The organism is Henriciella sp. AS95 (genome assembly GCF_038900055.1).
GTDB lineage: Bacteria > Pseudomonadota > Alphaproteobacteria > Caulobacterales > Hyphomonadaceae > Henriciella.
The window spans coordinates 93,204-105,588 of the sequence record NZ_JBBMQM010000001.1 but is presented as its reverse complement, the minus strand read 5'-3'; the positions used below and the strand labels follow the sequence as shown (position 1 = coordinate 105,588).

At 58.3% G+C, this 12,385-nt stretch carries 12 protein-coding genes; 1 reads left to right on the top strand and 11 read right to left on the bottom strand.

Annotation, left to right across the window (positions count from 1 at the left end; all coding sequences use genetic code 11):
* The 10 genes from WNY37_RS00585 to trmB all read right to left on the bottom strand — a co-directional run bounded on the left by WNY37_RS00585 (position 1) and on the right by trmB (position 10,327).
* Positions 1–498, bottom strand: a complete 498-nt coding sequence (locus tag WNY37_RS00585; RefSeq protein WP_342971510.1) for a hypothetical protein — start codon at positions 496–498, stop codon at positions 1–3.
* A 741-nt stretch (positions 499–1,239) separates the two neighbouring features.
* On the bottom strand, positions 1,240–2,085 hold the full coding sequence (locus WNY37_RS00580; RefSeq protein WP_342971509.1) for a helix-turn-helix domain-containing protein: 846 nt from the start codon (positions 2,083–2,085) through the stop codon (positions 1,240–1,242).
* A 326-nt stretch (positions 2,086–2,411) separates the two neighbouring features.
* A complete protein-coding gene (rbfA, locus tag WNY37_RS00575; RefSeq protein ID WP_342971508.1) occupies positions 2,412–2,825 on the bottom strand; it encodes a 30S ribosome-binding factor RbfA in 414 nt (137 codons plus the stop codon).
* Positions 2,797–3,396, bottom strand: coding sequence for a YcxB family protein (locus WNY37_RS00570; RefSeq protein ID WP_342971507.1), 600 nt, complete (start codon positions 3,394–3,396; stop codon positions 2,797–2,799). The genes rbfA and WNY37_RS00570 overlap by 29 nt, the downstream gene beginning before the upstream one ends.
* Before the next feature lie 90 nt (positions 3,397–3,486).
* A complete protein-coding gene (gene infB, locus WNY37_RS00565; protein ID WP_342971506.1) occupies positions 3,487–6,039 on the bottom strand; it encodes a translation initiation factor IF-2 in 2,553 nt (850 codons plus the stop codon).
* 57 nt (positions 6,040–6,096) lie between these two features.
* Positions 6,097–6,768, bottom strand: a complete 672-nt coding sequence (locus WNY37_RS00560) for an RNA-binding protein (protein ID WP_342971505.1) — start codon at positions 6,766–6,768, stop codon at positions 6,097–6,099.
* A complete protein-coding gene (nusA, locus tag WNY37_RS00555; RefSeq protein WP_342971504.1) occupies positions 6,746–8,530 on the bottom strand; it encodes a transcription termination factor NusA in 1,785 nt (594 codons plus the stop codon). Before nusA ends, WNY37_RS00560 begins: the two co-directional genes overlap by 23 nt.
* A complete protein-coding gene (gene rimP, locus WNY37_RS00550) occupies positions 8,527–9,126 on the bottom strand; it encodes a ribosome maturation factor RimP (protein WP_342971503.1) in 600 nt (199 codons plus the stop codon). The genes nusA and rimP overlap by 4 nt, the downstream gene beginning before the upstream one ends.
* A 105-nt stretch (positions 9,127–9,231) precedes the next feature.
* Entirely contained in the window at positions 9,232–9,441 is a 210-nt protein-coding gene (locus tag WNY37_RS00545; RefSeq protein ID WP_084392751.1) for a cold-shock protein, read from the bottom strand.
* 193 nt (positions 9,442–9,634) lie between these two features.
* Positions 9,635–10,327 carry a tRNA (guanosine(46)-N7)-methyltransferase TrmB gene (gene trmB / locus WNY37_RS00540; RefSeq protein ID WP_342971502.1) on the bottom strand — a complete coding sequence of 231 codons (693 nt, stop codon included), beginning with the start codon at positions 10,325–10,327 and terminating at the stop codon, positions 9,635–9,637.
* Between the two features lie 92 nt (positions 10,328–10,419).
* Between trmB and WNY37_RS00535 the strand changes: the two genes are divergently transcribed.
* Complete coding sequence (locus WNY37_RS00535; protein ID WP_342971501.1) at positions 10,420–11,964, top strand: hypothetical protein; 1,545 nt, start codon at positions 10,420–10,422, stop codon at positions 11,962–11,964.
* On the opposite strand, the gene WNY37_RS00530 is transcribed toward WNY37_RS00535, so the two are convergent.
* Complete coding sequence (locus tag WNY37_RS00530; RefSeq protein WP_342971500.1) at positions 11,961–12,380, bottom strand: helix-turn-helix domain-containing protein; 420 nt, start codon at positions 12,378–12,380, stop codon at positions 11,961–11,963. The genes WNY37_RS00535 and WNY37_RS00530 overlap by 4 nt on opposite strands.
* Between the last annotated feature and the right edge of the window lie 5 nt (positions 12,381–12,385).

Genomic DNA, 12,385 nt, shown 5'->3' with positions numbered 1-12,385 from the left:
TCAGAAGTATGGCGGCAGATCCTTGATGGTTAAGCCTTGAGAACGCAAGAATTTGATTATCTCTAAAACGAGGTGGTTTGCTTTGACGCCGCCTAGCAGTTTCTTTTCTAGATCCACGCCTATCTCAAGGTCGCAATTGCCCCCTGCGCCGTCTTTACACAAAAACCCAAATTCGGCACGTCGGCCTTTTTCGGCCTTTGGCTGGGCAACATTCCCATCGACGTGAAAAGCTGTGCTCTCAAACGAAAACCTGATTGCGAAGAGTTCTTTGCTAAAGCCGTGAATACGACCGGGCACCCAAATATCACTTCTGCCATTTTGAACTAATGCTTCTATCCTGGCATTCTTGCAGATCTCCGAGCCATCGATCACTCGAGGCGCCATGTAATTAATGAACATTATCGATCGCGCGAACGAGTCTTTGAAAATACCAACGATGGTGTCGAAGACCACTTCTTTGGACGACGTGGTTTCAACGGTGACATAGGATTCTGACATACTCGGCCTTTAAGTTTATTATTGAGCTGTTTTTCGAGATCGACCCATGGCCATTAACCATAAGCGGATGGGCCGTAAGCCGAAGCGATGAAAAATAGAACGACCATTCCGGCGATAGAGCCAAGTGTGGCGAACCAATAGGCGTCGGATTTAAGGAAATAGAACCCCGCAAACTTATAACACGGGGCGGGAACTCGTTGGCCTATTCTTGGGTCCGTTCGCAATATAGGGCTACGCTTGACCATCGGAACGCAATAAAAGAGCGCATTTATAATTCCTAGAAAAGTCAACGAATGAAATAGATACACAGTGATCGGGGGTCGGTGATGGTAATCTAGAATACCCCGAGATGCATAGTCGTAGTGGATCATACGAAACGTTGCGGCGGTCAGCACGAAGCTCAGCGTCCACGCATCGCAAAGCCACTGTGGAACTGAGACGCCGACCAGCGACGGTGCCCACCCAAATGCAAATGACGATATCTCTCGATAAAAATTGATGAATTCCCGGAAGACGCCCTGAAGGTCCAGCTCACTGTGTTGCGCCAGAAAGGAGGAAATGGACATGGAGCCAGTTATCACGCCAAATGCGCTCCAAAGTATTTTCATATAATTGTCCCCAACCACTATTTTCTTTATTCACGGATAGCGTTTTAGTGACAAGATAAATTTTAGGCCAATACTTAGTTATTGGCCCGTTTTGAAGCGTACTTCTGGTCGAAACCAACGTAATTGCCGCTGATTACCCAACCAGGCTATAAGGCGAATGGTGCTCTATCTGGCGGCGTTCATGCAGCGTCTGTCTCACGAGCAGATGCGCGCCCTGGATGAACTCGCGCGGTGTACGGCCGTTGAATTCCTTGAATTCCCGGATGAAGTGCGACTGGTCAAAATAGGCGGTCGTCGCGGCCTCCTGCCAGCTTCTCGCCTCGTCCCAGGCCAGACGGTTGGCCGCATGGAGGGCCCTGAATTTGCGGTGAAGTTTCTTGGGAGAGCTTCCAAAATACTGTTTGGTCAGGCGTTCGATCTGGCGCGGTGACAGGTCCAGTGTTGCTAATAGATCTTCAAGTTCATTCGGCTCCGGGTCGGTCAGCCAGACCGCGACGGCATCGAGGAAAGCGGTGTTGATCTTGCGCCCGGGATTGTCCAGCGCTGCGAAGAGCGTGTCGGCAGCATCGGAGCGTGCATCATGGTCTTCGGCAGTGAGCACGGCTTCAATTTTCGCCTCGTGACCGGCAGGTATGTGAGTACTCAGCGCGCAAAACTGGTCAGAGAGATCATAGGCCGGCACGTCGAATATGCGGGCCCAGCCCGTTGGCGTGATGGCGGCGCCAAAAATGCGGGTGCCCGGGTCGAACCGGATCGAACTCCATCTCTGTGTGGGCCCGCACAGAAGAACCGAGCCGGCTGGACAAGCCTGTTCGTCTCCGCTGATGCCCGTATAGGCCGTGCCTTCCAGGACAAATCGAACATTTGCAATTTCGGCCCGCATGACATCTTCAACGGCTTGCGGGACAACCGCGCAGTAATAGCTGCCGACAAGGTCACGGACACCCGTTCCCGGTCGTCGATAGGTCATCTGCATCATGAAAATTGCGTCCCGGTCTGCGCGCTTCACTGCTGTCCCCATTACTGAACGAGGCAGCTGTCAAAAAGTTCATAATGTCGATTCTGTACAATAGCCCGGATTAATATCGAGCCATTGATGGAATGTCGTTATTTGCTTCGGGCGTCTTGTTGTGGGGACTTTGAGACGGGGCTGAAGGCAGGTGGCGGCGAATCTCCGCTGGCGCGCGATCGATTGACCGCGCACTTGTGGGGGGACGCACCAGCCTTTCCGGACCTTCAATCTCTTCCGGTTTGAGCAGCGCACATCTCTTGGCAGGCTGGCTTCGCGCTGGCCTGCCTTTTTATTCAGTCGAGGTCGCGCCGGACTTCCGGCCTGTTGAAGATCGAATCCATGTACGCGCCATCGTCATAGGAATGATCGGCAATGAAATGCAGCTGCGGCGTGAACTTCATCTCGATATTCTTGCCAAGTTTGCCACGGATGAAGGCCGAGGCGCGATTGAGCGCTTTTGCCAGGTCGTCCTGAGCGGCCGGTTCGGTCACGCCAAGCGGTGAGCAGAAGACATGCGCATGCTTGAGGTCCGGAGATGTCCGCACTTCGCCAATCGTAATATTGACGCCGTGCAGGGCCGGGTCGCGAAACTCCTCGCGTATGAAAATATCAGTCAGGGCATGGCGGACGAGTTCGCCGGCGCGCAGCTGGCGCTGGGAGGGCTCGTTCGATGAGGCGTTACGGCCTCCTTTTGAGTTGCGTGCCATGTGTCAGTCCTTCCTGAAGCTGCTCCCTGAAGGCTTGGGCAGCAGCCTTGTCCTTGCCGAACCAGCGGTTCGGGATCAGTAGCGGGCCGGCCCCGTAGAATGTGATGAGTGTGTCACGTCGCGTCTGCTTTACAGACTCGACCGCACGCCATCCGATCCGGGTTTCGACCTCTCCTCGTCGGATGTGGATACCCTCGGGCATCAGGTCAATGGCTGTTTCTGTATCAACTTCGGACGCGCGGCCATCATGGTGGCGGTAGGACCAGCGCATGAAGATCAAATACCAGCAAATCCCGGACATGGCGGCGATGAAAGAGGAGATCAGCCAGATCCAGTAAGTGGTCATGCCGGAGCTGTCGATCATGGTTCTGACCGTGAGGGCGACGCCGGATGAGATCACCGGCGCGGTCACGCCAGCATAGTAAAGCGCCGTCGGCCCGATATTGGCGCTGCGGGTCTTGGAGACGAGGCGCTTTACGTCCTTCTCGCGGAGCATGCCGCTGATCTTCGTGACGGTGATCGGTGATGCCCCGGTGGGCATGTCGGGGAATTCAAGCTGGCTGACAGGCATGGCGCGACTTAATCAGATGAGTCTTAACCGCAAATGGAAAAAGCCGGGAAATCTCCCGGCTTCATCACGCTTGATTTTGGTTCGGCCAGGCTAGTCCAGCTGGCGCTCGATCATCTCGACTTCGAAGCACTCGATCTTGTCGCCTTCGCGAATATCTTCGTACTTCTCGAACGCCATGCCGCATTCCATGCCGGACGTGACTTCTGCAACTTCGTCCTTGAAGCGCTTCAGCGTTTTCAGCTTGCCTTCGTGAATGACGACATCGTCGCGCAGCAGACGGACACCGCAGCCGCGTTTCACGACGCCTTCGGTCACCTTACAACCGGCAACCTTGCCAGCCTTGGTGATGTTGAAGACTTCCAGAATGTCGGCGTAACCAATGAAGTTCTCGCGCTTCTCTGGTGCCAGCATGCCTGACAGCGTGTCTTTCACATCGTCGATCAGATTGTAGATCACCGAATAGTAGCGGATCTCCACGCCTTCCTTCTCGGCCAGTTCGCGGGCCTGCTTGTTGGCGCGGACGTTGAACGCGAAGACCGGCGCACCGGATGATTTCGCGAGCAGGATGTCGCTTTCGGAGATACCGCCAGCGGCACCGTAGATCACGTTGGCACGAACCTCTTCGGTCGAGATCTTCTCCAGGGAATGCGTGATCGCCTCGACCGAACCCTGCACATCGCCTTTGACGACGATTGGCAGTTCGGAGGCTTCGACGCCGTCCTTGAGGTTGTTCATCAGCGATTCGAGCGATGCACGGGACGAGGCAACGCCCTGCTTCTGGCGCTCCATGCGCTGACGATACTCGGTGATCTCGCGGGCGCGGGCTTCGGAATCGACGACATTGAACATGTCACCTGGCTCAGGAGCACCATCAAGACCGAGGACTTCAGCTGGAACAGCCGGTCCGGCTTCTTTCAGCTGCTGGCCACGTTCGTTGATGAGCGCGCGCACCTTGCCCCACTGCTTGCCGGCCACGACGATCTCGCCGCGCTTCAGCGTGCCGCGATTGACCAGCACAGTTGCGACCGGGCCGCGGCCCTTGTCGAGCTGGGCCTCGACGACAATGCCGTCGGCTTCGCGGTTCGGGTTTGCCTTGAGCTCAAGAATTTCCGCTTGCAGCGAAATGGCTTCATTGAGTTCATCAAGACCGGTCTTCTCAAGCGCAGAGACTTTGATCGCCTGCACGTCGCCGCCCATGGCTTCGACCTGGATGTCGTGCTGGAGCAGTTCGGTGAGGACGTTGTCCGGTTGCGCGTCAGGCTTGTCACACTTGTTGACCGCCACGATGATCGGCGCTTCTGCCGCTTTGGCGTGTTTGATCGCTTCGATCGTCTGCGGCATGACACCGTCATCGGCTGCGACCACCAGGATCACAATGTCGGTGACGTTGGCGCCGCGGGCCCGCATGGCAGAGAAAGCCGCGTGGCCGGGCGTGTCGAGGAAGGTGATCTTGTCGCCAGATTTCACCTGAACCTGATAGGCGCCGATATGCTGCGTGATGCCGCCGGCTTCGCCAGCCACCACATCGGTCTCGCGCAGGGCGTCGAGCAGTGAGGTCTTGCCGTGGTCGACATGGCCCATGACCGTCACGATCGGTGCGCGCGGCTTCAGGTCTTTTTCATCGTCATCGGTGCCTTCAAGGCCAATCTCGACGTCGGATTCGGACACACGCTTCACCGTGTGGCCGAATTCCTCGGCGATGAGTTCGGCGGTGTCGGCATCGACGATATCGTTGGCCCGCATCATCTCGCCTTGGCGCATCATGTATTTCACGACGTCAGCGACGCGTTCATTCATGCGCTGGGCAAGATCCTGAAGGGTGATCGTCTCAGGCAGGGTCACCTCGCGGGAGACTTTTTCCTGCTGCTCATCACCTGACTGGCGGCGTTCGCGTTCGCGTTCACGAGCGCGGCGCACAGAAGCGAGGGACCGCTGGCGATCGCCATCATCGCCAAGCGCGCTGGCGATGGTCAGTTTACCGCGACGACGCTTGGAGTCGTTTCCGCGTCCGCGAGACGAGCTGCCATCGTTAAAGTCACGATCACCGCCGCCTTTGCGGGATTTCTTGCTACGGCCCTGCGTCTGCTCCGGCAGTGGGATGTCGGGTTGAGCTGCAGGAGTACTTGCGCTGCGATCATCGCGTGGTGCGCGCGGCTCAGCCTTTTTCTTCTTGGCTTCAGCTTCTTCGCGGGCCTTGCGCTCTTCTTCCTCAGCCTTGCGGCGAGCTTCAGCCTCTTCGCGTTCCTTGTCTTCCTGGACCTTGCGTTCCTGTTCGGACAAGAGGCGCTCACGAGCCGCTTCCTGGCGTTCTTTCTCAGCTTTCTGTTTGGCTTCAGCCTCGCGGCGTTGCAGCAGCACTTTCTGGCGCGCAACGAGTTCTTCTTCCGTGATCCCGAGCTTGCGGGCGGCTTCAGCGAGTTTGGACGGCTGATTACCAGAGGACGCAGGCGACTTCGCAGCAGGCTTCGATCCGCCGCCGGATTGACCGGAACCAGGACCCACGACCTTGCGCTTCTTCGTTTGGACGATGACCTGCTTCGAGCGGCCATGGCTGAAGCTCTGCTTGACCGTGCCGCTTGATCCGCGGGAAACGGTCAGTGGCTTGCGTCCACCTGTATTGCCTTTGTCTTTCGTATCGCTCATGCGACTCCATATACCTACATATTTGTACGGCTAGGGCCTTTCCCAAGCCGATTAGTCTTACCGATCCCGACCAGAGAACCAGTCAATTTCCGGTGCCGCCCTGAACCCGGTCAGTCGCCTATAGGCGGTCTCGAACGAGTCCGACAGCGAGCCTTCCTGCAGCAGGGCGTGTATCACACGCTCCCTACCGAAGGCCATGCCCAATTCAGCAGATGTTAGTGCACCCGCTACTTTGGGGCTGTCATACATCGCCTTGGCGAGAAAATGAACCTTGTTACGGCCATCTTCACTGCCATCGCTTGCTTCCAGAAGATAGCCAGGCGCATCTTTTCTTAAATAGGCACGAACCTGGTCAAATCCAAGAACGACTGCACCTGCTTTTCGCGCCATGCCCAACTGACCCACGCAACGCTGTACAAGTTGCGCCTCGATCAGCTCCAGAACGCCCTCAGCCATTGGTGTTTTGGCTTTGAAGGCCCGGGACAGGGCGTCCGTCTTGATGGCCTTTTGCACGACAGCGCGATCAGCCTCCAGCCACGCCCCACGACCCGGCAGCTTGGCCGACACATCGGGAACGGCCACGCCATCCGGCGAGCGGACAAAACGGATCAGCTCTTCCTGCGGGAGGCTTTCACGAGTGACGGCACACTGGCGGACGGGCCCGCCAGTGTCCTTTTTCTTGGACGCCTTCAGGCGCCGTCGGGGCTCATTCTTTTGGATCGGCATCATCGCCGTCCTCTGGCTCTTCACCCTCGGCAGCAAGCGCGTCGAGGTCGAAGATCAGCTCTTCTTCGGCAAGCTCTTCGGCTTCTTCGGTCACCTTGCCGATTTCACCAAGCGCTGCCAGCGCCCGTTCTTCTTCAGACAGGTTCGCTGCTTCACCCTCGGCATCGGCGGCCATCTGCGCTTCGAGTTCTGCAAGCGCTTCCGGCTCGATCCAGCCAGCAGCAACGCGGGCGCGCATGATGAAGAGCTGAGCTTCATCCTTACGCATCTCGCCTTTCTTCAGGATACCTTCCTGGAAGACAGGCTTGCCGTCCGGGCCAGGCTCACGCCAGCCAGTGATGTCGTCCGGCACCAGGCCAGCAACGTCCTCAACGGACTTCACATCATTCTCGCCGAACTTCACGGCGAAGGCGACGTTCATGCCGTCGAGCTCCATCATGGCATCGTCGACGCCAAGCTCCTTACGGCGCGCATCCTGCTCGGCGGCGAGTTTCTCCAGATATTCGCGGGCGCGTTCCTGGATCTCGTTTGCGACCTCAAGGTCAAAGCCATCAATGGTGATGAAGTCCTCTGGCGCGACATAGGCGATCTCTTCGACCGTCTCGAAGCCTTCAGAGGCCAGCAGCTGGGCCAGCGTTTCATCGGCGTCGAGCGCCTTCATGAAGAGCTCGGTGCGCAGCTGGAAGTCACGCTGATAACGCTCGGAATCGGCGGTCTCGGTGACGAGATCGATCTGCCAGCCGGTCAGCTGGGACGCGAGACGCACATTCTGACCGCGCCGGCCAATGGCCAGCGGGAACTGATCGTCAGCGACAACGACTTCGACGCGTTGCTCATCCTCGTCGAGCACCACTTTCGACACTTCGGCCGGCTGCAGCGCGTTCACGATGAAGGTCGCCGCGTCATAATTCCATGGAATGATGTCGATCTTTTCGCCCGACAGTTCGCCGACAACGGCCTGTACACGCGCACCGCGCATACCGACACAGGCGCCGACCGGATCGATCGAGCTGTCATTCGAGATCACGCCGATCTTGGCGCGCGAACCTGCATCACGGGCACAGGCACGGATTTCGATGACGCCGTCATACACTTCCGGCACTTCCTGGGCGAACAGCTTGACCATGAAGTCAGGATGCGCACGCGACAGGAAGATTTGCGGACCCTTCGTCTCGCGGGAGACCTTGTAGAGATAGGCGCGCACGCGGTCATTCGGCTGGAAGTTCTCGCGCGGAATGCCGTCATTGCGGCGGATAATGCCTTCGGCGCGGCCCAGGTCCACGATGACGTGGCCATATTCGACGCGCTTGACGATGCCGTTGATGATCTCGCCGACGCGGTCCTTGTACTCTTCATACTGGCGCTCGCGTTCGGCATCACGCACCTTCTGCATGATGACCTGCTTGGCCGTCTGGGCGGCCACGCGGCCGAAATCGAACGGTGGCAGCTCTTCCTTGATCTCGGTTCCGATGTCGTAGCTGTCGTCGATCTTCTTGGCTTCAGACAGCGCAAGCTGCTGGGCAGGATCTTCAACTTCATCATCGGCAACGACGGTCTGGATGCGCCACAGGGTCTGTTCGCCCGTATCGCCGTCGATCAGGGCGCGGATGTCGTGCTCCTGGCCGTAGCGGGACTTGGCAGCTTTCTCGATGGCTTCCTGCATGGCTTCAATAACGATCGACTTGTCGATTGCTTTTTCTTCAGCAACCGCTTTGGCGATCTGCAGGATTTCGAGCCGGTTGGCTGATACGCCGACTGCACTCATCTTGATGCTCCACTTTCTTCTTCATTATTGTCATCGTCTTCGGTCTCATCGACTTCGAGACCGGAGAAATTCTCATCATCCGGCTGGGGCGGAAGACCGCCGCTCGCCTTGGCCGCATCGATCAGCTCATCTGTGAGCACGAGGCTGGCCTTGGACATCTCATGGACCTGGGCAACCAGTTCGCTCTCATCATCGAGCTCGATCGCCACGCCATTTTCGTCTTCTCTTTGTATCACACCCTGAAAGCGCCGCCGACCATTGATCGGCATGGCCAGCTCCACCTTGGCGAGATGGCCGACCCAGCGGCCGAAATCGCCCTCACGGGTGAGCGGGCGATCAATGCCTGGCGTCGACACTTCAAGCCTGTACGCCTCACTGATCGGATCAGCCGCTTCCAGCACCGGGGAAATACCGTGCGAAAGGTCTGCGCAATCTTCGACATTGGTCGGTGCGCCACCTTTTTTCTCGGCCATGATCTGCAGCAGTGGGCGGCGTCCGCCCATCAGGCGAACACGCACAATCTCCATGCCGAGGCCGTCAGCGACGGGCTCAATCATGGCGAGAATGGTTTTTTCCTGCTGCGTAAGCGCGATCAAGGTACAACGTGTCTCCGGGACAAAGAAAAGCGGCGGACCCGTTGCCGGACCCGCCGCCGATATTTTTCGACTTGGCGCCTAGATAGTGAGATCAGGCGCTTTTGTCTAGAGAAGTTTCAGGTCAACAGCCGAGGTCTTGCCGCGGCGCTCATCGGTGTGAAGCTCATATTCAATGGCGGCGTCCTCGGCGAGGGTGCGCATGCCCGAGCGTTCAACCGCAGAGATATGGACGAAGATGTCCGAACCACCGGCGTCCGGCTTGATGAAGCCATAGCCTTTTTGGTCGTTGAACCATTTTACTTTTCCGGTTGCCATAGTGGCTACTCCAGTCTTCTCCCCGCGCCGGGCCCACACCTTGTGGACGGTCGCGAAGGGTCTCGAAGTAACGGGGAGTTGAAGTCAATACCGTCGGTCAGACGGGGCCTTGAAAATCAGACCGACCGTATATTCGATAGACCTATTATGCCTGAAAACGCATCGGTCTTCAAATGGAGTTTCATAGCTCGCGCTAACCATCTCTGTTAAATTCAAAAAACACCGGATCGATGTCGCCGAGCTTCTTTACCTCGTATCGCGTGGTGAAATGATCGGCTGGCGGGACGCGCCAGTCATCGGCCCGATCCGCCTGCCAGATGAACGCCGGATGCTGCAGGAAGCGGTGCAGGGCCTCATCAGCGTAAGAGCGAACATCCGTCGCAAAGCGTAACGCCGCCCCCGGCTTCAGGACCCGTGCCAGTGCGTCCAGAAAGTCGGGCTGGATGATGCGCCGCTTGTGATGCTTCTTCTTCGGCCAGGGATCAGGGAAGAGAATGAACACCCGGTCGAGGCAGGCATCTGGCAACATCGCGACGAGTTCGCGAACATCCTCATCCCAGAGCCGCACATTGGTGAGTTTCTTCTCCTCAATATCGGACAGGCATTTCGCAACGCCCTCCACGAACACCTCGCTCGCCAGGATGCCAGTGTCCGGATTGGCTTCGGCCTGAGCGCTTACATGTTCACCGCCGCCAAATCCGATCTCCAGCCAGAGCGTCTGAGGCGCCGTTTCGAACAGCTGCAGCGGGGTCTTCAGCGCCTCCTTGTCGGCCGGGACCCGCAGGCGGGGCAATAGATTATCAACCAAACTCTGCTGTCTGGCTGACAAGGGCCGACCGCCCGTGCGACCGAAGGAGCGAATGGGTGAGTGTTGGGGATTTTGCATTAGCTGAAAAACCGTCTTTCGGCAGAACTGGGCAGGCTCAAGCGGCAGGTTTTGAAAGATACTGCGTCGATTGGAAAGTCTGGGCGGCCTGGATGGCTGTGTTTTTTGTGTTCTCGGCGATTGCGCCTCGCGATGCTCACTTCGATGCTGCCCACTACCACCTGCAGAATGGCTGGTCCTTCTGGCAGGGCCGTCTCGACCAGGATCTCGCTCCGTCCGAGATGCATTCCTTCCTCAATCCCATCCATAGCGCCATTGTCTGGTTGTTCATCAGCCATCTGCCCGGCCCGCTTGCCATCGGGCTTCTGGGGCTTGTGCAGGCCTCCATCCTGCCGGCGCTCTACGCACTGCTGGCGCGCCTCGCATGGCGCATGAAGGCCGATGTGTCGCCGGCCATGCTCATGGTGATCGCCTTTGTCTCCTTCGCCAGCCAACCCATGATGCTGATGCTCTCCAGCGTGCTCAACGACCATTGGGGCGCGCTTGGGTTTATCCTCGCTTTCGTCCTGCTGATGCCGGTGGACAGACCATCGCCGAGCCTCAAATCGCTCGCCATGGCGTCGGCCATTGTCGGTCTGATGTTCGGCCTGAAGCTCACCAATGCGGTCTATGTCGCCGGCTTTGCAGCGGCGGTGCTCATCGTCACGCCAGACCATGCGTCCCGCCTGAAGGGCGTAGCGGTCTGCGCTGGGGTCGGCCTGGCCGGCGCGATCGTTACAGGCGGCTGGTGGGCCTGGGAAATGTATGAGCGCTTCGGTAATCCCATTTTCCCGAACCTCAACAGCCTGTTCGGCTCGCCCTACGGCCCTGACACCGCCTTCCGCGATGAGAAATTTCTGCCGGCCTCCTTCTGGGAAGGCGTTGTGCGCCCGATCTTCTTCAGCTTCGATGCCAGCCCGATCAATGAACAGGCAACCCGCGATTTCCGCCTGCTCGCCGGATACCTCGCCGCCTTCGCTATCCTGGGCCTCTCGGTCCGCGCCTTGTGGCAGGGCAGGGCAGACGCCCGCCACCGCGTCCTGTGCGCGCTTGCCGCCGGTTTCCTCGTTACATTCACCGTATGGACGTTGATGTTCTCGATCCAGCGCTATGCGATGGGGCTCTACATTATCGGACCGGTTCTGATGATGGGCGCGTTGTGGCTGGTCTGGCCCAAGACGCTGAATGAAGAGCGCCCTCGCCTCGCCTTGTTGGTGCTGATGGGGGCTCTCCTGCTCTCGACCAGCTTCGAGCGCCTGCGCCGCGTGCCATGGCAGAGCATGAGCGAGCCATATGTCTGGACGAAGCTCCCGGAAGGCGTTGATGTGAGCGACGCGATCATCATCCTCTCGTCCTATTACCCTACCGGCTTCACAGCCCCGGCCTTCAAGGATGCGCATATGCTGACCCATGGCGACGCCCGCCCTTGGAGCAAGCCGGCGCTCGCCAATTACCGTCCGCTCATCCAGGCCGAGATTGACGCTTCTGAGCGGGCGATCTTCGCTGTCATGTTTAGGGGGCAGGAATCGGGCCCTGAAGCGCTGGAGCGTCTCGCGGGCGACTATCACCTCAAATCAGACTTTGAGGCGTGCCAGCCGATGCAGACCGCTTTCGACAGCGGGTCGACACACTGGATCCTCTGTCCGCTGACGCGCTAGTTGTTCTCGCTGGCCCGGCTTGCCGCGCCGGCGGCCTTGACCGTGGCCAGCAGCGACTTGCGTAGCGTCTCGTCTTCAATCTTCTGGAAGGCCGCGACCAGTTCCATCGCTTCCTGATCCATCTCCGGCAAAGGCGCTGCTTCGGACTCTTCAGCCAGGCCCGTCGCCGGCAGGCTCAGATACTCCTCGGCCCCTTCGTAGAAATACAGAACCGGAATTTCGAGAACGCTGGAAATCTCATACAGGCGGCCCGCCGAAATGCGGTTCACGCCCTTTTCGTATTTCTGGACCTGTTGAAAGGTCAGGCCCAGCGTCTCGCCGAGCTGCTCCTGAGTCAGTTTCAATTCCTTGCGTCGCCAACGAAGGCGTTGTCCGATAAGGCGGTCAATGCGACTTGGAAGCTTGCTGTCTGACATGAAGA

What these genes read in the sequence shown, in the direction of transcription:
- WNY37_RS00585 (WP_342971510.1), bottom strand. Translation starts at nt 498, where the DNA reads ATGTCAGAATCCTATGTCACCGTTGAAACCACGTCGTCCAAAGAAGTG.
- WNY37_RS00580 (WP_342971509.1), bottom strand. Translation starts at nt 2,085, where the DNA reads ATGATGCAGATGACCTATCGACGACCGGGAACGGGTGTCCGTGACCTT.
- rbfA (WP_342971508.1), bottom strand. Translation starts at nt 2,825, where the DNA reads ATGGCACGCAACTCAAAAGGAGGCCGTAACGCCTCATCGAACGAGCCC.
- WNY37_RS00570 (WP_342971507.1), bottom strand. Translation starts at nt 3,396, where the DNA reads ATGCCTGTCAGCCAGCTTGAATTCCCCGACATGCCCACCGGGGCATCA.
- infB (WP_342971506.1), bottom strand. Translation starts at nt 6,039, where the DNA reads ATGAGCGATACGAAAGACAAAGGCAATACAGGTGGACGCAAGCCACTG.
- WNY37_RS00560 (WP_342971505.1), bottom strand. Translation starts at nt 6,768, where the DNA reads ATGATGCCGATCCAAAAGAATGAGCCCCGACGGCGCCTGAAGGCGTCC.
- nusA (WP_342971504.1), bottom strand. Translation starts at nt 8,530, where the DNA reads ATGAGTGCAGTCGGCGTATCAGCCAACCGGCTCGAAATCCTGCAGATC.
- WNY37_RS00545 (WP_084392751.1), bottom strand. Translation starts at nt 9,441, where the DNA reads ATGGCAACCGGAAAAGTAAAATGGTTCAACGACCAAAAAGGCTATGGC.
- trmB (WP_342971502.1), bottom strand. Translation starts at nt 10,327, where the DNA reads ATGCAAAATCCCCAACACTCACCCATTCGCTCCTTCGGTCGCACGGGC.
- WNY37_RS00535 (WP_342971501.1), top strand. Translation starts at nt 10,420, where the DNA reads ATGGCTGTGTTTTTTGTGTTCTCGGCGATTGCGCCTCGCGATGCTCAC.
- WNY37_RS00530 (WP_342971500.1), bottom strand. Translation starts at nt 12,380, where the DNA reads ATGTCAGACAGCAAGCTTCCAAGTCGCATTGACCGCCTTATCGGACAA.